Genomic DNA, 19,117 nt, shown 5'->3' with positions numbered 1-19,117 from the left:
AATATTCGGGTTATAGTTCATTCACAGGGCTGGAGTTCTTTTTATTTCGCTAATTCAAATGATTGTTGGATTTCTTGTATTAATTTTTCTGCACCTTCACGAGAAAGGATTAATTTACCCTCAGCAAGAGTAAAATTTTTATCAGAAACTTCACCTGTTACTACACAAGTCATATTTGGTTTATATTTTTTCAAGATGATCTGATCTCCATCAACGTAAATTTCAAGAGAATCTTTTTCTGCAATATCAAGTGTACGTCTTAATTCGATAGGAATTACTACACGACCTAATTCATCAACCTTACGAACAATTCCAGTAGATTTCATTTAACTATTCTCCTTCTTATAAATCATAAAAATATATCTCTATTAATAATCGTCATTTTTCGACATGTTCTTTAAAAATATAATACTAGTTAATTTCCATATTCGTCAATTTGTATTAATATCCATTTATTTAACCCTTATTCTCTTCCTTTTTTAACCTTTCAATATACGATTAATTTTACTCTCGACCTGTTAATTGTCCGACAAACTCAACATCATCTATTTTCCAGCCTTGCTCTTTCACATAGATCAAGGACGTTTTGACAATGACTGTTTCCGTGTTGGTAACATTATTAAATTCTGTGCTTAGCTTAAATTCATTGAAAAATTCAGCTTCTGTCTTTGAGGATTGATATTCAAAAGGCTTTAATCCTACCATTGAAGATTGAACTGATTGGTCCGAATTCGGAAGTTCTATTCCCGAAGGGTGGGTCGCCTTATATCCCTGATCGGTCATAAAGGGCTTAATATTCTTATATCGTTCAGCGGTCGTTTTGTAGGTGAAGAAGTTTGTTAGAAATTTTCGGTTTACCTCTAAAGTTTCCGTGTTTTGGATAGATGATAAGGAAGCGATCTTCTCTTCATAGTTGCGTTGGTTCGCTCTGACTTCTTGTAATTGTGTTCTTAAACTGAAAGCATACACAATAAAAACGACAGCAGCAATAAATCCAAGCATTAGTAAAATATAATTTTTCTTTTTATTTGGTTCTATGACGTCTCACCTCCATTACTGAATCCGTCTAAAGCCTAAAAAGGGATACAAACTTTTCCATTGTTCAACAGAAGAATAGGACGTTCCATCACCGCTATTCGAATTAATAAATTTCCCATCTCCCACATACATTCCCACATGGGAAGCTCCTGGTTTGTAGGTAGAGAAGAAAACTAAATCGCCAGGCTTAATTTGATCTTCAGGAACGGGTATCGTTTTATCGTATTGTGATTGAGCTGTCCCGGACAGATCAATTCCAACTTGTGCGAAGGCATATTCTAATAATCCTGAACAATCAAATCCTCCTGCTGCTGGTGTTCTACCACCCCACACATAAGGTCTGCCATGAAACTGATTCATAATAGCAAGGACTTCCTCCACATCAAAGCGTTGGGTACCATCACCAACAACGACAACACTGTCATTTCCACCATTATAATAGCGAAGCACATGTTCCACATAATCCACGTCACCGTATCGGGACCATCCCATTTTAGCAGCCATCAACTGACTAAATTCACTAGCTGTTTCTTTGGAATATCCCCCGCGCTGTAATGCGTAATCAATAAAGCCAGTTCCAAAGTTGTACGATTGCAAAGCTAGGTTTATGTCTCCTTTAGCTTGCTTCATCACCTTTGCAAAATGTTCCATTCCGATTTGAATCGAATATTCAGGGTCAGTAATGGTTCCAGGAGGAAGTCCGATTGATTCCGAGGATTGCATCACATCTAACTGCCGTCCACCAGACTCCTGCTGAATGAGGGCCATGATCAATCCGACATATTCTCCAATTCCATTTTGTTCGGCATACTTCCGAATTAAAAGCTCGTATCTCAAAACATCAGCTGACACTTTAGCTGTGCCCCCGGATCCTTCTCCCGACATTCCTCCTTCAAACTGATTCTCACCGCCCAAGCTAATAGAAATAAATAAAGCGATTCCGAAAATAGATGTGAGAAGAAGAAGGATACCAGCAATAATCCAAGTAAGAGGGTTTTTAAGAACGGCTATGGTTTTAGCAACTTTTACACCTTTCTCCAAAACACCTTGCATATGCTCTCCTTTCTAAAAGCAGTTCTGACACAATGAAGCAGGTCATTGTTCATAAAATGAAATGTAATTGCGTCATACTACTTTTCTCCAACATTATTTTCGGTGTTTAGCGTTTGGGTCTCTACTTTCTGATCTCTTCACATTTTCGGTAGGTGGATTGGCATTTCGTGATTTAATCTGTTGTTGAGCTTCCCATTGAGTGAGATATTTATCCGATTCTCTTGAAGCTGCTACTTCATTTTTACTATCCATTCTTCCTGACGGACTACGGTGAGAGGAAGGTTTAACCTCTTCGTTTTTTCTAGCTTCTCGATTCGAATTTCGAGCCGACTGACTAGAATTACTACCCTTACTAACCTCTTCACCTTTTCCACTTTTATAATCATCTAAATGCACAATAGCAGCACCAGCATTTCGTGAAGCTGAACGTGGGGCTGCTCCCGCTGCCAATACTGAGGCTGCATTTTTCCCACCTTTGCCAGCAGCTTGTTGTCCTTGATTGTTGCCTGTGACTTGTTTTTGCGGGATATTCTCTCCCCCTGCATTTCGGTGTTTTGATCGGGTCCCACTCGTTACTGTACCAGGTGTAGCAGTTGAAGCCGTTTTCTGTCCTGCTCCTTCTTCACCTGATGGAAACCCTTCTTGACGTTTTTTATTCTGATGATTTTTATATGCTTGCCCTACCATTCTTTTTGCCCCTTTGAACCCTTTTTCGCCAGCGTCCCCCATTTTACTAAAGGAGTTTGTTGTCGCTCTCTCGACGATTTGCTGACCTTGAATCATCCCCGCTGAAGCAACTTCGAATAGTTCGGAACGGTATTTAAATAAGCCCCACATGGTAATACAGATCAAGAAGACGACAAATGCATAGCCTTCTACTCCATTCGTGACTTTGACCGATTCATAAAGCAAGCTAACAATTCCCGTAATGACAGCGATTAAAAGCACCAATCCTGCTTTCATCAGTAACATGCCTACGATCTTTTTTCCGTGATTTAACGCACTTTCACTATAAGAAGGGATTAACGAGAGAACAAGTGGAATTCCCGTGAAGATCACTAATGCTAGGAACCATACTTGAAGCAAAAACTTAAAGATTCCTAACAGCAAAACAGGAATCGAAAGGGCAATGGTGGAAATGATCGTAACGATTAAATAACCAAATCGTTCACCGCTAAAATCCGGTGTCATTTGCTTGTTATCAAGTTCCGAAACTTCATTACTCACAATCCTTTTTCGTTCTTCTTTTCCTTCCTTTGTATAAGGCTTAATTTCCAAAAGTTTATCTACTCGGTTCGGATCCTCACTTACAATATCGGCTTCTTTCGTTGAGCCATAATTTAAAAGTAAATACGGACGCTTCACCATAAGATTAAACAATTGATTGTCTAATACCGCCATCCCTTCTTTGGGATTATAGGGTGTGTTGCTGTCAAATCCATCAGAACTAACAAGAACGTTTACCGAGCTGGCAATCCCTTCAAGTTCCGCCCCTCTGTCATTCAGCCATTTGATATTTCCTGTTGCATCAGAATAGAACCAAAAGGTGAGAACCATGATAGCCAAAGCACCAACGATTGCCTTTACTGCATGACCGACTTGTTGATTGACAAAATAACGCCATGCTGCAGCTCCTCCTACAAAAATAACAAACAAGGATAAGAAAGTCCCTGACATAATTTCATAGATTCGTTGACTCATAATGCCTGCTTCGCTTGCAATGATACTAATTAAATCGAAAGACATAAGCTGATCAATAGAATAAAGAGTAAAGCTAGCAACTGTTTTATTAAACCCCCACATTCCTTGATTAATGGCATGTAAGGCATTATCACCAGTATCTTTAAGACCGTCCCCAATATTCGCTTCCATCCTGTAATGTTCGAGAGGATATTCCTTGCTTTCCAATGTCACACGGCCAACGGTTACTTCTTTTTTCTGAATAGTTGGTGAGATATCATCCGCAAGTGAAGCTGTTGGCATAAGGAGAAAAAGTAACGCAAAACATATCCCTATTCCCCGTTTCAGGAATTTCATCCAACCCCTCCTTATTTACAGTGGATACAAGCTTCCCGTTCAAATTTCTGTTTAATTTCATCACGGTTAACATTCAAACTTTTACTTGTATCAACTTTCCACATATCTGCTTTTTTACGAAAAACAATATTATCCTCTACCGCATTATCACCCTTTGGATTATCGAAATCTGCAAAAACATAGTAGTTCTCTAATTCTTCGTCATAGTAAATTTCAAAACGTATATCTTTATATTCCAACCCTGAATCTACCTTCTTTGCAGTTTTATCAACCTCATAAGAACCTTTTTTATAAATAAATTCTTGCTGTTTGTCATACTCATTATCAAAATTTGCTTTTTCCCACTCATATGCGATTTTTGCAATTTCTTCAGGAGAAGTTCCCTGATTACACCCCGCTAATAGTGCAATCAGAGCAATAATTAAGATTAATAGTTTTTTCATCAAATAAATGCCTCCTCGGTTTCTGCTCTGCCTCGGTCCTTTTCTTTTGTATTGAAGGCACTAATCCATTCGTTAAACAACACATCAGTTTGAATTTTGGCAGTACGACCGTACATATCTTCTACAATACACTGACCTTCTGTCAGGTTTTTCAGCATATCCCGATTATCTTTGTTATCCTCCATGCCAAGAAACTCAATGATATTGGCTGCTTCTTCTGTCGTCTTCGCTTTAAAAGCAAATTTCGTTCCTATATTTTCTTTAATTTGTGGCTTGTTATATTCATAAGTGGACTGTGTAATGATATAAACGGCAGACCGTAAGGAACGGCCAGTACGCAACAATTCATTAATGAGTCGATCACCAGCGCCCGTATTCATTAGCATCCACGCTTCTTCGAAAATGGTTAACTTCACGACCGAATCATCACGAGCAAATTTCGTGGCAAATTTCGCTAATGGCTGCATGAGGGCAACGGCAATGTGTTCGTCACGAGTGGCAGCCTTCTCGCCTTCATCTGGAAGATTCAAGTTTTGAATCTGCAGGATATTCACTTGTTCATTAAGGCTTATCCCTTCCACATCCCCCTCTGAAAACATTAACTTTGCAACCCCATTTGTGCCGATTTCATAAAGCAAGTCGCCTACATTTTGAACATCTTGATCGTCAGAATCTTGTAAATAGCGAACAACTTTTAAAAGCCCTGGCTTTTTATCTTGCTGCATAATATAACGGACACCTTTATAAATGGCCGTTTTAACATTCCGTTCATTCGACTGAAGCTCGGATAAATATTCCAAAACACCCACGGCTGCATCCTGAGCTTCTTCTCCTTCAAGGAAGGTAAGAGGGTCAAGCTTCCCCGCATCCTTCTTTTCACTTGATAGAGTGATATAGTTAAAGCTTTCAATTAACTCTTTAAAAAATGGGGCTTTACGCTCCATTTCAGGCGTAAGTGCCTCTTTGAATTTCTTTTCGAGTTCGTTTTTTGGATCCGTCATCAGGATTTTGGCCCCAAAAAAGACGGAATTCAGTAAGATATCTTTTAACAAATAAGATTTCCCCATCCCCGTTGGTCCCGAGATCGTAACATGGGGAGAAGAGTACTTGGAACCTTTTAGGCCCAAGTGAGCTAGAAAGGGATGATAAAATACAAGAGATTGAGAGCTTTCCATGCTTTCTCCCTCATGAGAGATATTTTTCCCTAAATAAAAACCTACCGTATTACCAATTTTGCGTGTAAGAGAGAAAAGGGATTCCGCGAACGATTCAGGAGTAAGAACTTGTTCCCAATCTTCCGCTACGATTTTAGCTGCTGGTAACGATTGATGGAATAAAAGGAGTTGATCGGCTAATGGCTGCACAATTTCAATTTGTTGGTCTTTAAAATCGATCATGAGCCTTCTGGCTCTTTTTCGGACTTCTTCTTTCGTTTTACCGTATACAACAAAATGGATGTGAGTTCTAAGAAGTGGTTTTCCTTGATTTTTAATTTGATTTTCTAATTCATGTAAAAGCTCTCGCCTTGTATTAATCAAGCTATCGTCATCTTCATTCGCTTCAATCAATTGAGCGTCTTGGTCACGAAAACGCTTTTTAATCATATTGGTTTGGTTTTCATCTTCCTTCTTCTTCTTGTAAATCGTCCGCATATTAACTTCTACTGGAAAGTTATAGGACTGGAAGAAATACGCCCATTTTTTATAGCTTAAATCAATCGGAAATTCTGAAACCGGTAGAAACGTACACCAAGATTCATCATCTACCTGGGTAATATGTAAATATCCTGCTTTTCCTGGGTCAAGAATACCTTCCGTCAAGCTATAAACACTTCCTTCTCCATCAGGTTGTTTCTGACCTCTAACAAACTGTTGACGAATAATATAACGTAATTCTTTCTCTTTTACTCGATAGGCCCCTAAATAGTTATTGAGAGTCGTATAAGCATCTTCTTCCGATTCTTTAAACAGGCTGACAGTTAAATCATCAACGTCATGTCCTCCGAAACCCGCAAGCTTTTGTAAGTATCGGTTCATACTTTTAAACGAAAAAGAAAAAGCACGAATGATGCTTTCATCAAGCTCTCGACGTTTCAGCTTCACGCCGACAAAGAATTTATATTCCACCACATTTTTGACTTCTTCACGCAAAATCTCTTTAGTACGTTCGGCATAATACGTTCCTATTTCCGCATAGTTTCCTTCATACTGTTGTTGAAGGCTATTCATCCGTTTATCAATATCTACAGGAATAGGAATGATTTTATAATCAATCTCCTCGAAGGCTGCTAACTGCCATGCAAGCCTTTGAAGACGGTTCACAAGGTGACTTTCGGCTTCCTGATCATTCACACCTACGGTGTTTTCATGTAAGCGATAGTAAGACCAAGCTTCCATTTCATGAGTATAGACAACATTTTCTTTATACGATTGAATCGGAAATTGTAACATGGATCCACCACCTTATTGGAATCGCTCATAAGACTGCGCTTTTTTCATTTGGGGTTGATAAACAGGTTTATGACTGCTATAACTAAATCGCTTAGTATACAAATATCGAAAGTAACCAATAAAAAAACGGTCTAGGCGTTTCCCATCTAGTCTACTTCTACAAATCGCTCCGGCGATCATCCACGGCAACACGGCGTAAAAAGCTAGTTGCAAGGTCGTGGGTAAAACTTGATTAATACTTCCTCTAAACAGAAACAAAAACCCAAAAATCAGAATAGCGACAACGATTTGCCGAATTTCAATCCCTTTGGAAAAGACGAGAGATTTTTCACCTTTCCCAATTTTCCAAATTTTCAAGGGATATTTGAAGAATTTCCGGTAACTATAAGCTTCTGATCTCAATTAAGACCACCACTTTTTACTTTGTTCCAGATAGCAGTTGCTATACTTTCAAACTCTCCTGGACTAGAAACAATCACATAGCAGACAACCGCAAAGATAAAGCTAGAAAAAAACATGCCCCAACGTTGCGAAATAAACGCTCGAACAATCATGATAATCATGACAATGAACAAAACCGCAGCGACTTGTGATGAAGCATATTGGGTAAGACCTGTAATATCTGGCATGTAAATCATCCTCCTAAAGTATGTTTTAATTCTTGAACATAAAATTTATTGTTCTCTTTGTTCACAACAAGGGTAAACGGATGTTTCGTTTGTAGCCCCGTATTGGCCTCCTGTAAGATTACAAGAGCCTTCACAATGTATTGCCCTTCTTTCTTTCCATCGTAAACGACAAAGTCTTCCAATCCCTTATACTCGTAAAGATCTTTAAGAGACTCAGGCTTTTCCATTAAGTATGACATTTCCTCAATAGAATTGGTCGTATAAGAAGTGAAGAACTGTGTAGCAAACTGTTTCATTTGATCTTCAATTTTTACATTCTTTTTTGATTGATCGGTTTGATCTTGGACGGCTGCCATTCGTGTCTCGCTCGGTAGAGCTTGATAATAGGGCTGTTCCATCACATTGAAAGAGTTACCGTCCGTTCCAAGTCGAACAACAATCATTTGCTCTTTAACTCCTAGCGATTCGTCACTTGTCGTAACCTTGTCCTCTTTTACTACCTCTTCTTTGCCTTCCGTGTTTGTCTTCTTTACATCTACTTGTTCTTTTTTCTCAACAACCTTAAAAAGCTCATATTCTATACGATAGACATAACTAGCTGCATCTTCGCTTACATTCTTCACATCATATAAGCTGGCACTCTTCAAAACTCGTTTCCCTTGAAACGCTGTAAGATTCTCCAACTCCCCTACTTTTAAGCCTTCAGCAAGGAAATTTTGAAGGGCTTTGGCTCGTTCCTCTCGCTCTTTCTCATCATTGGATACATTGATATACGTATCAATGAACTTTTTAGCATAGGTTTCACCTGCAGGAGAATTGGCAAAACCCACTTCATTTAAACTGGCGATCTGTGCTGATGCTTTTTTCTGATAACCATTTACTTTTTCATTTAAAAATCCTGTCCTAGCCCATGATTGGAAGGCGAAAAAAACAACTCCCACTAGTACCAGCCAAAATACGATAGAGAAGACCATTCTTCCATTAAAGCGAGAGGATTTCAAACGTCTTTCATCTTTTAGGACTTTCTTTCGGCCCTGCTCGGCATTCTTTTTAAGCCCACCTATCAATTTTCCGGAAAAACTCATTTAATCCCTCCTAAGTCTAAGGCGTTTCGGACATATACACGGCGAAAATAAGTATCACTATCCTCTTCCTCGACCATTTTTCGATTAATAAAAATTTCACCGATTTGGAGATTTTTAATTTCGCTTGGATTGGCTTTAAATCGTTCTACATCCCGCACAGTTCCCATATTGGATTCATAACGAAGGTGAGGATATTTTTTCTCCACCTGCTGCGTAATTTCTCGATCGGAGAACGTACCGAAAACTTGAGCTATTCGTTCCGCATCCTTAGAGGAATTGACACGGCCAGTGGCTATAATGTTACAGTTTGAGATAATCTGTTCAGTCATAATCGGGTCAACAGCATCAATATCCGACAACGTTTGAGTAGAAATAATACATTCGAATCCTGCTGAACGTGATTTATTAACAATGTCTACAATTCGTCGATCTCCATAAGCAGAAAATTCGTCATATACTGCAAAAATGGACTTCCTTCCTTGTACCTGTCTGTAAGCTACTAAACTATTAACATCAAGAATGATCATCTTCCCGATCTTTTTTATGTAATCAGCATATCGGCTTCCGGAAATACTAAAAATGACAACATCGTTATGATCGGTAATCTTTTGAAGGTCAATTCCCTTTTCATTTTCTACAAATAAATGACCCAAGTCAGATTCTAACAACTCACCTAATTGCATTTTCAGACGGGTAAGACACCCTTCCACAATCTCTTCAGGAAATTCATCATCTAATATTTTCTTGATACGTTGCATTCCTTCTTGAAGTTTCGTGATAGACCGCTTGCGTTTCTTCAAAACAATTTTTTTAACCGTCTCGGTCCTTGGCTCAGAAGAAGCGATAAAACCGCTTAAATCATCATCCTGAGACGTTTGTTCAGCCTTTCCGACCAAGACTTCTTCTTCTACTTCCACTTCGATCTCTTCCTCAATTTCTTCCTCTATGCTGTGTTCTTTAAAAAAGTCATTCATATACTTAAAATTGGTTAATCGTGCAATGATTTTAAAATCCCTTGGAACACCCGCTTCATCGATAAGTTTAATGACCAACTGTAGATAACGGGAAGCAATATCCGTATAATAAGCCCCGTCTCCCTCAGTCGAAAAATGAAATAGAGACATCAACTTATCTCGGGTTTCAGTGGGGGTTCCGTTTTTAATAGGGTTATACGTTAAATCGTCCATTTCAGAAAACAGATAGACCTTTCTGCCATACGCTTCACACAAGGCTTTAAATTCAAGCATGGACTTATACTCGCCTTTTCCATCTAGGAAAATAACAGGCTTATTTTGTTGCAATGCTGCTTCCATTAAAGAGGCAATTAACGTCGTTTTACCTGTACCTGTTCCTCCTGTAGCAAGCATGTGATAGTTTAATTCTTTGGATCCAAGAGACACACGCTCTTTAAAATCGGTGTACCCTACAAAGACTTCTTCTGAAGGCTTTTCTCGATACGTTTTCTGCTTCTTGTCCAAAAATTTTACCCTGTTTTTACGAAAAGCTTTATATTTCTGTTCTGTCTTTTTCTTCTTTACTTCACCAGATTTAGTAGTCACTCTCTTTTTCCAGAAAAACTTTGCAAAGATAAAATATCCAAATGAAAATAACAACGCTAATCCGACTAACATCACATACGAGGAAAACGTAATTCCAATGACTTTTCCTTCATTTAAAAAACGCTCAACACCCGTTGATAGATAAGGGATATTCATTTCTGAAACGAATCCAAAATAAGTGAGTAGGTTCCCAGATTGAAATTGCCAAAAAAGAAGGAAAATCCCTGCTCCAAGAGCAACATAAGAAATCCAATCTCGTTTAAACAGTTGAATGATCGCAAAAATCAACATTCCCAATAAAGCAGGGAGAAAAAAAATGATCCCAATAATCCCGATCAAACCATACATAACAACCTCACCAATCATACGGTCTGTTTCAGTTTGTTGTGTTTGCTCCTGGCTTTTCGCCATTGGATTCACTTAGCATCACCTCTTCCCAACGTTCTTCTACGATAACCGAAGGAATTTTACGTACTGAAATTTTACTGGCATTAATTAATCGTTGCTTTGCTTCATTGATCACATTGTGTATTTTGACATCATCAGCAAAATAAATCACTTGATCATACGAGTAAGGCTGATCTTCTAAGCGTTTATTTGAAAACAATTCCTCAAAGAATGAAAATTTTTCATCATATCGTTTTCGTTCTTTCTTATTCAATTCCAGCTCTACCCATGTTGTCGTAACCTTTCCATCAGCCGACTTGAAAAAGAAAACAGCATCAGGTATTCGGTCCTTTATGGCATTATAAGCCTTTAATTTACTTTGATTAAAGAATTGCGCCCGATTGCGGAAGATCAAGATAATAATTATGATTGCTGCCTTTTGCTTGTTGAACGCACTTGTTAGTTAAATGACTTATAAAATTTGGTGAAAATCCATACAAACATTAAACACCATACTATTATTATAATTGATCCGACGATCCAATTTTTAGGTTTTCCTGTCTTCATCAACTCTTCAGCCTTTACTGTACAGTTATCTATTACACTCTTAGGCAACATCTTTAAAGCCAGCATAATTCCCAAAGGAACAATAATTACGTCATCGAGGTAGCCCAGAATCGGTATAAAGTCAGGAATTAAATCAATTGGACTAAATGCATAAGCAACCACACAAGCAGTAAATAATTTAGCATACCAAGTTACACGTTCATCTTTATAAGCCAAATAAAGAATAAAAATTTGTTTTTTTAATTTTTTCGCCCACGACTTTAATTGTTCAAACACTCTAATTCCCCATTCTTTTTAAAATTAATCAAGTTAAACTTCGAATCCATTTACGATAACGTAATATTAAAAATATCGCACGCACATAATTGTCTATTGCAATGGAAATCCAGACTCCGATAAGTCCTAATCCAAAATAAACACCAAGTACATAAATCCCTACGGTCCGAATCGCCCATATTCCTATGGCTGTCATATACATCGGGAACTTCGTATCCCCGCCAGCCTGCAAGGTAGCAGTCAAAGAAGCAACAATGGCGGTTGCTGGCTGCGGTTAGCCCGTCTACTAGAAAATCCGAAACATATTCGGGTACTTGCTCCTTTATTCACGAAGGAAATTCTCTATTGGGTTCTTCAAAGTCCGCATGGGGAGGCTCTGGAGCAAATGGCAATAGAGGGTAGCAACGGCAATCGAATAAGAGACGTTATTGAACATATCATCAATAACTTTGACAGGTCTTTTAAAATCGAGGAACTTGCGGAAATAGCGAATATGAGTGTTGCTTCACTCCATCGGCATTTTAAGGAGGTTACCGCTATGAGCCCGATTCAGTTCCAAAAACAACTGAGACTCCAGGAAGCTAGGCACCTGTTATTAGCCGATTCGACAGATGTGGCTGATGTCGCATTCAGGGTAGGCTACGAAAGCCAATCGCAATTCAGTCGAGAATATTCCCGCATGTTTGGTTTACCACCTAGAGAAGATATGAATCGAATGAGGGAGAATTATGTCCAAAGGATAAAAGCATGAATTCTTGCTCAAAGGGAACAAACCTCGCATGGAAACACAGTAAGTATTTTGTTAGAGAGAAATCTATATTGTCAGTAAGCCTATAATAATTAAAAAGTGCATTAATCCAAACTTGGATTAATGCACCAATTCATTCTGTTAGTGTCTTGAACCTTTTATCTGAGTTTTCCTAACGGGTTGCATTAAAAAAATCCACCTTTCATTCAGAATTTGGTGGATTTGACACACTAGTACACCCAAAATCAGTCGCACTAGTACTATGTAATTTCTAGAAACATAATGGCGACTTTTCACTCTCAACTCACTGTTCAAAACAACCTTAAAACAAAGCTTAAAAACGGGCGAAACCCTTGATAACAATGGGGTTATTTGGCGGGACTGCGTGGGAATCGAACCCACCAGACCTGGCACGCAGGTCTCAAGCAGTTTTGAAGTTTGCTGGCACCTGTTTTTCTAGTATCTTTATGCACCCTCAAATACTAATAAATCAAATATCTTTAATATATTTCCTTAATTTGTGCAAGTCAGGAAATTGAATCATGGGATGCTGAACTTCTTATCTCCTTTTTCCTTGAATTTTTATAGCTAAAAAAGAACCATGAAAAGTTAGAGAATCGAAAATTGCTGGTCGGATTCCTACTTTATCGAGGCCACTCATTTTTTGGAGTTCTAATATGAAACTTTGTACAATGAAATGAATACCTATTTACAATTAAGCCGCATGGTGATGAATATCGAATGAGAATTCGGGTTACATCTATTCTTAATCATAATAAAGAGCTCTTTCGCAAGATTGCATATGGGAATACTCTCTATCCATTCCTCTAATATCTATTCGTAAAGCAATAGCTATAAATCACCAAATACATTAAGCTAATATTGACTGTCTAATATTCTACTATTATTGAATTTTATTAAGATGTTTTAAATTAAATATAAGAAGATCCCTATTTTATTTTGAATGTTGGAGATTTGCATTCTAGCGCATTTATCTTTTCTTTTATGTACAATCATACATGTAAATTTGTTGTGTTAATTGTTTGAGTATTCAAAAAGAAAGATTATATATACAAATATTTGTCTATTCTTTTAAAAAGATCATTTATTGTTAAAGATTCACTATCGGCTTACCTTTTATCTCTGAGTTTTAATATTCATATTAAAATAATGTTATATTTAATAATAATAATGTCATATTCAATAACATTAATAATAACAACAATTATTTAATTTATGAGATTAATAACATATATGTCAAAATATATATTATTAATTTTTTGAAGAAAATTAATATTCAATCGTTCCCTAGCTTGAATAGATCAAAGTCAATCCATTGCAAGGAATAAAATTTCTTCACAAATACAAAAAGTCTCGAAAATAATTTTCGAGACTTTTTTGATCTATTATGAATGAGTAAAATTTTATAGAAACACACAGTTTTGAAGACTCCATGGCCTAATTGCAAATGAATGGCTGTTTGAAAAATCAGAAGAATGCCCGCCAAATCAACATCAAATGAATTTTTAATGAGAAGTATCACTAGTATTTATCTAATTACATCACTAGTATTGATATCAAATCCACTAGTTTTAGTATATCTGATTCTCTCATTTCTTTATATAGTATCCTTGAAAATTGCTCCCAAGTTTTATCCATGTCTCACAGACTTTTTATTTCTCAATTCGGTGTTATATACTTTCTATTTTAATATAAAAATTGGATAAGTTCATTTCCTACTAGTTCCTTTTCCGTATAAGAAGCAGATTCTTCTTTTCAACTAACTTCCAAATATTGTTTTTATTTAATTTATTAACTTACAAGTCAATTTAATTCGCATTTCAGTTATGGTTTGGGAAAAATTCTCCATAAAGGTTATTCAGACTTGCATCCTGAAATAGCACCTATGCTAGGAAACCCACTAAAAAAAGCCTTGATAAACGTTACCAAGGCTATGTTATGATGCTATATGTGGGACTCTACCCCTATCCCGTCAAAGTTGTAAAGTCAAGCGATTACAAATGATAGGTTTGAAAATGTTGATATAATAAACTGGTGAAAATGGTAACGGACTTCTTCTATCTGTATGGGAACAATAATAGCTTTGAAATACTTATCTTGCAGGTCCTCTTGGAGGTATCCAAATATTTTTGTCACCTTTTGATAAACCTCTATTGTTTTTCCATCAACAGATAATATAAATACAGGGTTAACTTATCCCGTTCATTTTCTTTTAAACTATAAAGTTCTTTTTAATAATTCATCCGAAGAATCAGGAATTGGAAACAGTTCTGATAACCTTTTTATTTTTCCATCGACATCTTTAAATACAATGTGATCACGAGTGAATTTACGGGGGCTATCAATGCCACAAGCCGCAGCTAAGGCAAACAAACCTTGACGTACATTAATGATGTAGTTCATGACTCGCCATTTCTTTTCCTCTAGCACAAGTGCTTCTTGATATTTTGGATCGGTGGTCGTTACGCCCGTAGGGCATTTACCAGTATGGCATTGAAGAGCCATTATACAGCCGTTAGCAATCATAAATCCTCGCGCGGAGTTCACGGCATCTGCACCGATCGCAAGGGCAATAGCAATTTTATCGGCTGAAATTAACTTTCCTGAAGCAAAAATTTTCACCTTATTTCGTAGACCAAACTGAAAGGCCTTATCAACAACCGCAATTAAAGCAGGATATAAAGGAAGCCCCATTGTATCTGCCATTGATTTGTAAGTGGCGCCTGTTCCACCTTCTCCGCCATCAACCGTAATAAAGTCCGGATAAATCCTAAGATTATTCATGGCCTCGAAAAATTTATCCAAGCTGGATGGATATCCAACGACAATTTTGATTCCGACAGGTTTTCCACCTTCATCTTGCAGCATTTTGATAAACTGCAACGTTTCGAGCACATTATGCAAAAATGGAAAGCGATTTGGTGAATTAATGGTTTTCCCCACTGGAACTTTACGAATGTTTGCTACCTTAGTTGTAACCTTTGACCCCTCCAGATGTCCGCCACGGATTTTTGCTCCTTGGCCGAATTTAAGCTCAAATGCTTTTATATTCGGCTCCTGGGCTTTAAACTTAAATTCATCAATAGAAAAATTCCCCTCATCATCGCGAAAACCAAATAAACCAGGGCCAATTTGAGCGACCACATCTACACCACTTTCTAAATGCTCTGGTGCAACTCCGCCCTCCCCCGTATTAATCCATGAACCGCCTGCCAAACGGCTGCCATGACCTGTTGAAAGTATATAGTTTTCGCCGACTGCTCCGTAAGATGTGGCAGAGGCACCAAGTGGACCGCGAAGTCTCCATGGAAATTTCCGATCACCGCCAACGATTATGGCATCTTCCTCATGGTAAAGCCAACGTGTTGTTTGGTCCTTTTCAAGCTGTTCGTGACGAGTAAACAATCCTTCATGATCAATTTTATATTTCATGGAGTGGACTTTTTCTTGATTGTCAACCCTTAATTCTTCATTTAATAGGGGAAACAAACCATTCGCAATATAATAACCAGGCTTATCAAAGTCACGTTTGGAACCGAAGCTTAAAAGGTCACTTCGATATTTGGCAGAAAAAACAATCCCTAAAAAATCTGTACGTGAAAATGGTTTGCCACTATTGTCATCATCAAACCAATATTGCCTGAATTCCGGGCCAATCTTTTCTAACAAATAGCGCATCCATCCCAAATAAGGGTGTGCTCTGATAATCGAATGCTGTGGTTTCTTTGCTAAAAAATTTAACCACAAAAGCAAGGCAATCGGTCCTACAATAAACACAATCAATAGAAAGATAAAAATAGTCCATACCATCAAACAATCCCTCCTTTTCTAACTAATATTGAGACAAGATCCGCAATTCTGATGCTGGGCGGTTATTTTTTCATTACTAATATGTTTATTTAAAACTATCCTTTATGTTGCCTGATATTTATCTCAGATTGTATTTTCTCAAGCTAGAGATAATTAGCAAGCTATTTTACTCGAAAATTTCTTTTTACTGTCCTACTGGCATTTCTTGGACTTAAAGTTCCATCAACACTGAGCATTCTTCTGCACCACAAAATATCGTATGCATCAAGAAAAATAGTCACTTTTAATTCTTTTACTTCTGCTCAAGTTTATTTCCACTTTCTTTTAGCCCTTTTTAATAGTTAATAATTTGTTCCACTCATATGAAAAACGATCGCAAGCTCTTAATCAAGCTCATGGTCGTTTTTCGGTTGTCCTTTATTTGATCGATGCTTCATAAATTTTGTGGATGGATTTGGACAGCATCGATCGACTTTCAGAAAAGGCAAAATGCCTTTCTTCTCCCATAGATAATCAGAGGGCGTCGAGTTAGGAGGCCTATGTTCAATTCAATGCGACCTGCCTTTTGTTTGTCTTCATAATATCAGTGTCATTATTAATACGAAAAAAAAGACCAGGTATTGCTTGATCTTTATTTATAAGGAATCCACTATGTTATTCAGTTTTGCGGGATTGTCTAGGAATCGAACCTAGCAGAGACGACACGCGCCTCTCAAGCAGTTTTGAAGTTTGCTGACACCTGTTTTTCTGGTACCTTGATGTACCCTCAAGTCTTGATAAAGTATCCTCTTATTCAACTCCCTCAGTTTAATACGATTTACTCGCGAAGACTCGCTTATTCGCAGGATTTCATAACCCTTGATATTGATTTAACAATTAAATGAAATGAGTTCAGATCATTATGGCTCCGTGAAGGGAAAAATCATGAATCTGGTGCACATCAAAAATATACCGTTCTCTTTGATATACCTGAAAATGAGATTTCAAATATTCCTTTTCCGATTGATCTAAACTTCTATCATATTAAAACTAGAAGTTTTGAATATATGAAGCATCGCTTTGAACGATTATATTTTGATATAAGAGGAGATAAGAAATACCGTGATTATGTTTGCCTTGGGGTTCTTCAAGAAATCATTGGATTGTTTGCACGAGAATTAGAAAGTTCTACTATCACACCAATAAAAGTGAAATACGCACAAATTATCGAGCGCTTCTTGTTAGAAAACTATCGAAAACCGATAGAAATTGAACATCTGGCGAAATTAATCCACCGGTCGCCAGGATACACTATTTCTGTATTCAAAGAAGTGATTGGTCAATCTCCTATTAAATACATCCATCAATTACGGGTGATGGAAGCTTGCAATCTTTTGTTAAATACCGATATGACTGTTGTAGCTATCTCCGAGTACCTGGGATATTATGATACATCCTATTTTTCTCGTATGTTTAAGAAATTAACATCCATGTCTCCAAAGGAGTTTAGCATGACTGGACACCAGATAGATGTTTCAACCCTATTCCTAGAGTAGCTTGTACAATTACCACACCCACAAAATAAAAAAAACTAGCCGAGTGGCTAGATAATTAAGGATACTAGATTGTAAAGCTGACTCCAAATTAAGTTGTGGATTTATGTTTCATAAACCGGTTCATCGAGTAATTCTTGCTGCAATCTCTTCATTTCCGCTTTTAATAGTGTTACAATGTTTGAATATTCCGGGTTTGTATAAAGATTTTTGATTTCATAGGGATCATTTTTTAGGTCAAACAATTCCCATTCAGGAGGTCTTGTTTCTCTTTTGACCCCGATGTGCCTAATGCTTGGGCGTAATAATAGATTAGCTTGTAGCGATGCGTTCGAATACCATAATGGGAATAAACGTTATGGTATTTATCAAGATGCATCCAATACCGGTAATACACAGACGTTCGCCAACCCATGGGAATTGTTCCGTTGAATAACAGCCGCAAGCTCCGGCCCTGCATGTCTTTAGGAATCCTGACTCCGGCAAAATCCAGGATGGTGGGGGCAAAATCCACGTTCAGCGCCATCGCTTCTGTCAGAGAACCCTGTTTAATCTCTCTCGGGTACCGGATGAGAAAAGGCATCCGTATAGACTCTTCGTACATATCAATCGTACCTTCTCCTGTTCGCGAAACGATTCGACTGTAGATTTGCTCCAATAAGGGGTACCTGCAAATTCAACATCCGCCTTCGGCATTTTCCCTCGATGTAGTACACATTTAATTTCCGCTTATCATAATTCAAGCCATGTTGCGATAAGAAATATCCTATTGCAGTATTACTTGGACTAGTGTATTAAATACATTGCAGAAAAAATTATAACAATTATAACATTTGATATTTTGTTTTTTTATAAAAATTTGTACCACCCTTTTAAGTAGTAAGGTATTAAATTAGGTATACTACTTACGAACTAACTACAAAAAAACACAATAAGAGAATCCTACTTCTAAGGTGTGGCCAGTTCTACAATGTAATGAGAAGTCCATGACTAACTAAACTAAAATTAATTGTGTTAAAATTGCCTTTATAAATGATTGGGATGGCCTTGGTTGTCTGTGTCTTGTTTTTCTTCAGAACTTCGTTACCCTAAGTGAAATTATGTCAATGCTTCAGTATCTTTAAAAGGAAATGTAACAAAGAGGGGACTAATTGGGACCCCTCTTTTGAGAGAATAAAATTACTTTTGAGATTACTCAGCAAGGTTTAATACAGTTACTTTTTCACGCGTCATCGATTCAATACTCTTACGGATACCTTGCGCTCCCATACCGGATCCTTTTACACCAATAAATGGGAAATGATCCGGGCCGCGTTCGGTACGTCCGTTTATTTGAACTGAGCCTGTTTCAATTTTATTCGCAATCGCAAATGCTTTATTAATATCTTTGGTAAAGACACTTGCCTGTAAACCAAATTCAGATTCATTCGCAATATTGATCGCTTCTTCATCAGAGGATAAACAGATTATTGGCAGTATAGG

At 37.5% G+C, this 19,117-nt stretch carries 18 protein-coding genes and 1 pseudogene; 2 read left to right on the top strand and 17 right to left on the bottom strand.

The annotated features are described in order from the left end of the window. Positions 1 to 41: 41 nt before the first annotated feature. The 13 genes from J7E63_RS22095 to J7E63_RS22035 form a co-directional block, all read right to left on the bottom strand. A complete protein-coding gene (locus tag J7E63_RS22095; protein ID WP_215016548.1) occupies positions 42 to 326 on the bottom strand; it encodes a transition state genes transcriptional regulator AbrB in 285 nt (94 codons plus the stop codon). 178 nt (positions 327 to 504) lie between these two features. Next, positions 505 to 1,002 (bottom strand): hypothetical protein, encoded by a 498-nt coding sequence (locus J7E63_RS22090; RefSeq protein ID WP_215016546.1) that lies wholly within the window; start codon positions 1,000 to 1,002, stop codon positions 505 to 507. Positions 1,003 to 1,053: 51 nt separating this feature from the next. Continuing rightward, complete coding sequence (locus tag J7E63_RS22085) at positions 1,054 to 2,091, bottom strand: bifunctional lytic transglycosylase/C40 family peptidase (RefSeq protein ID WP_215016544.1); 1,038 nt, start codon at positions 2,089 to 2,091, stop codon at positions 1,054 to 1,056. Between the two features lie 93 nt (positions 2,092 to 2,184). Further along, positions 2,185 to 4,128, bottom strand: coding sequence for a CD3337/EF1877 family mobilome membrane protein (locus J7E63_RS22080; protein WP_215016542.1), 1,944 nt, complete (start codon positions 4,126 to 4,128; stop codon positions 2,185 to 2,187). A gap of 11 nt (positions 4,129 to 4,139) precedes the next feature. After that, complete coding sequence (locus J7E63_RS22075; RefSeq protein WP_215016540.1) at positions 4,140 to 4,574, bottom strand: hypothetical protein; 435 nt, start codon at positions 4,572 to 4,574, stop codon at positions 4,140 to 4,142. Further along, a complete protein-coding gene (locus tag J7E63_RS22070; protein WP_215016538.1) occupies positions 4,571 to 7,021 on the bottom strand; it encodes an ATP-binding protein in 2,451 nt (816 codons plus the stop codon). Before J7E63_RS22070 ends, J7E63_RS22075 begins: the two co-directional genes overlap by 4 nt. A 12-nt stretch (positions 7,022 to 7,033) precedes the next feature. Next, positions 7,034 to 7,423, bottom strand: a complete 390-nt coding sequence (locus J7E63_RS22065; RefSeq protein WP_215016536.1) for a TcpE family conjugal transfer membrane protein — start codon at positions 7,421 to 7,423, stop codon at positions 7,034 to 7,036. Continuing rightward, a complete protein-coding gene (locus J7E63_RS22060) occupies positions 7,420 to 7,659 on the bottom strand; it encodes a hypothetical protein (protein WP_215016534.1) in 240 nt (79 codons plus the stop codon). The genes J7E63_RS22065 and J7E63_RS22060 overlap by 4 nt, the downstream gene beginning before the upstream one ends. After that, on the bottom strand, positions 7,656 to 8,735 hold the full coding sequence (locus J7E63_RS22055) for a conjugal transfer protein (RefSeq protein ID WP_215016532.1): 1,080 nt from the start codon (positions 8,733 to 8,735) through the stop codon (positions 7,656 to 7,658). The genes J7E63_RS22060 and J7E63_RS22055 overlap by 4 nt, the downstream gene beginning before the upstream one ends. After that, on the bottom strand, positions 8,732 to 10,705 hold the full coding sequence (locus J7E63_RS22050) for a type IV secretion system DNA-binding domain-containing protein (RefSeq protein ID WP_251033685.1): 1,974 nt from the start codon (positions 10,703 to 10,705) through the stop codon (positions 8,732 to 8,734). The genes J7E63_RS22055 and J7E63_RS22050 overlap by 4 nt, the downstream gene beginning before the upstream one ends. Next, the gene (locus tag J7E63_RS22045) at positions 10,671 to 11,096 is read right to left on the bottom strand and encodes a hypothetical protein (protein WP_215016528.1); all 426 of its coding nucleotides are present in this window, start codon (positions 11,094 to 11,096) and stop codon (positions 10,671 to 10,673) included. Before J7E63_RS22045 ends, J7E63_RS22050 begins: the two co-directional genes overlap by 35 nt. A gap of 44 nt (positions 11,097 to 11,140) precedes the next feature. Then, complete coding sequence (locus tag J7E63_RS22040; RefSeq protein WP_215016526.1) at positions 11,141 to 11,524, bottom strand: YkvA family protein; 384 nt, start codon at positions 11,522 to 11,524, stop codon at positions 11,141 to 11,143. 28 nt (positions 11,525 to 11,552) lie between these two features. Continuing rightward, entirely contained in the window at positions 11,553 to 11,768 is a 216-nt protein-coding gene (locus J7E63_RS22035) for a hypothetical protein (RefSeq protein WP_215016524.1), read from the bottom strand. Positions 11,769 to 11,792: 24 nt separating this feature from the next. Here J7E63_RS22035 and J7E63_RS22030 point away from each other — a divergent pair. Continuing rightward, positions 11,793 to 12,275: pseudogene (locus J7E63_RS22030) on the top strand (helix-turn-helix domain-containing protein); the annotation flags it as partial. A gap of 2,235 nt (positions 12,276 to 14,510) precedes the next feature. On the opposite strand, the gene J7E63_RS22025 reads toward J7E63_RS22030, so the two are convergent. After that, positions 14,511 to 16,103, bottom strand: a complete 1,593-nt coding sequence (locus J7E63_RS22025) for an FMN-binding glutamate synthase family protein (RefSeq protein ID WP_215016522.1) — start codon at positions 16,101 to 16,103, stop codon at positions 14,511 to 14,513. Between the two features lie 1,046 nt (positions 16,104 to 17,149). Here J7E63_RS22025 and J7E63_RS22020 point away from each other — a divergent pair. Further along, complete coding sequence (locus J7E63_RS22020; protein ID WP_215016520.1) at positions 17,150 to 17,638, top strand: helix-turn-helix domain-containing protein; 489 nt, start codon at positions 17,150 to 17,152, stop codon at positions 17,636 to 17,638. Between the two features lie 101 nt (positions 17,639 to 17,739). On the opposite strand, the gene J7E63_RS29780 is transcribed toward J7E63_RS22020, so the two are convergent. From J7E63_RS29780 to J7E63_RS22010, 3 genes are all read right to left on the bottom strand, one after another. Further along, on the bottom strand, positions 17,740 to 17,880 hold the full coding sequence (locus J7E63_RS29780) for a sulfatase/phosphatase domain-containing protein (protein WP_251027055.1): 141 nt from the start codon (positions 17,878 to 17,880) through the stop codon (positions 17,740 to 17,742). Continuing rightward, positions 17,868 to 18,218: a sulfatase/phosphatase domain-containing protein gene (locus tag J7E63_RS22015; RefSeq protein WP_251033683.1), complete on the bottom strand. Its 351-nt coding sequence runs from the start codon at positions 18,216 to 18,218 to the stop codon at positions 17,868 to 17,870. Before J7E63_RS22015 ends, J7E63_RS29780 begins: the two co-directional genes overlap by 13 nt. 608 nt (positions 18,219 to 18,826) lie before the next feature. Further along, positions 18,827 to 19,117: aldehyde dehydrogenase family protein (locus J7E63_RS22010; RefSeq protein ID WP_215016518.1), on the bottom strand; the 291-nt coding region annotated here is incomplete at its 5' end.

Source organism: Bacillus sp. ISL-75, assembly GCF_018613095.1.
Note: the sequence above shows the minus strand (reverse complement) of the source record. Positions and strands in the feature narration are given on the sequence as shown.

Coding starts and splice junctions, on each gene's coding strand:
- J7E63_RS22020 (WP_215016520.1), top strand. CDS start 17,150: ATGAAGCATCGCTTTGAACGATTATATTTTGATATAAGAGGAGATAAG.
- J7E63_RS22085 (WP_215016544.1), bottom strand. CDS start 2,091: ATGCAAGGTGTTTTGGAGAAAGGTGTAAAAGTTGCTAAAACCATAGCC.
- J7E63_RS22055 (WP_215016532.1), bottom strand. CDS start 8,735: ATGAGTTTTTCCGGAAAATTGATAGGTGGGCTTAAAAAGAATGCCGAG.
- J7E63_RS22025 (WP_215016522.1), bottom strand. CDS start 16,103: ATGGTATGGACTATTTTTATCTTTCTATTGATTGTGTTTATTGTAGGA.
- J7E63_RS22015 (WP_251033683.1), bottom strand. CDS start 18,218: ATGCCTTTTCTCATCCGGTACCCGAGAGAGATTAAACAGGGTTCTCTG.
- J7E63_RS22080 (WP_215016542.1), bottom strand. CDS start 4,128: ATGAAATTCCTGAAACGGGGAATAGGGATATGTTTTGCGTTACTTTTT.
- J7E63_RS22050 (WP_251033685.1), bottom strand. CDS start 10,705: ATGGCGAAAAGCCAGGAGCAAACACAACAAACTGAAACAGACCGTATG.
- J7E63_RS22090 (WP_215016546.1), bottom strand. CDS start 1,002: ATGCTTGGATTTATTGCTGCTGTCGTTTTTATTGTGTATGCTTTCAGT.
- J7E63_RS22070 (WP_215016538.1), bottom strand. CDS start 7,021: ATGTTACAATTTCCGATTCAATCGTATAAAGAAAATGTTGTCTATACT.
- J7E63_RS22060 (WP_215016534.1), bottom strand. CDS start 7,659: ATGATTTACATGCCAGATATTACAGGTCTTACCCAATATGCTTCATCA.
- J7E63_RS22095 (WP_215016548.1), bottom strand. CDS start 326: ATGAAATCTACTGGAATTGTTCGTAAGGTTGATGAATTAGGTCGTGTA.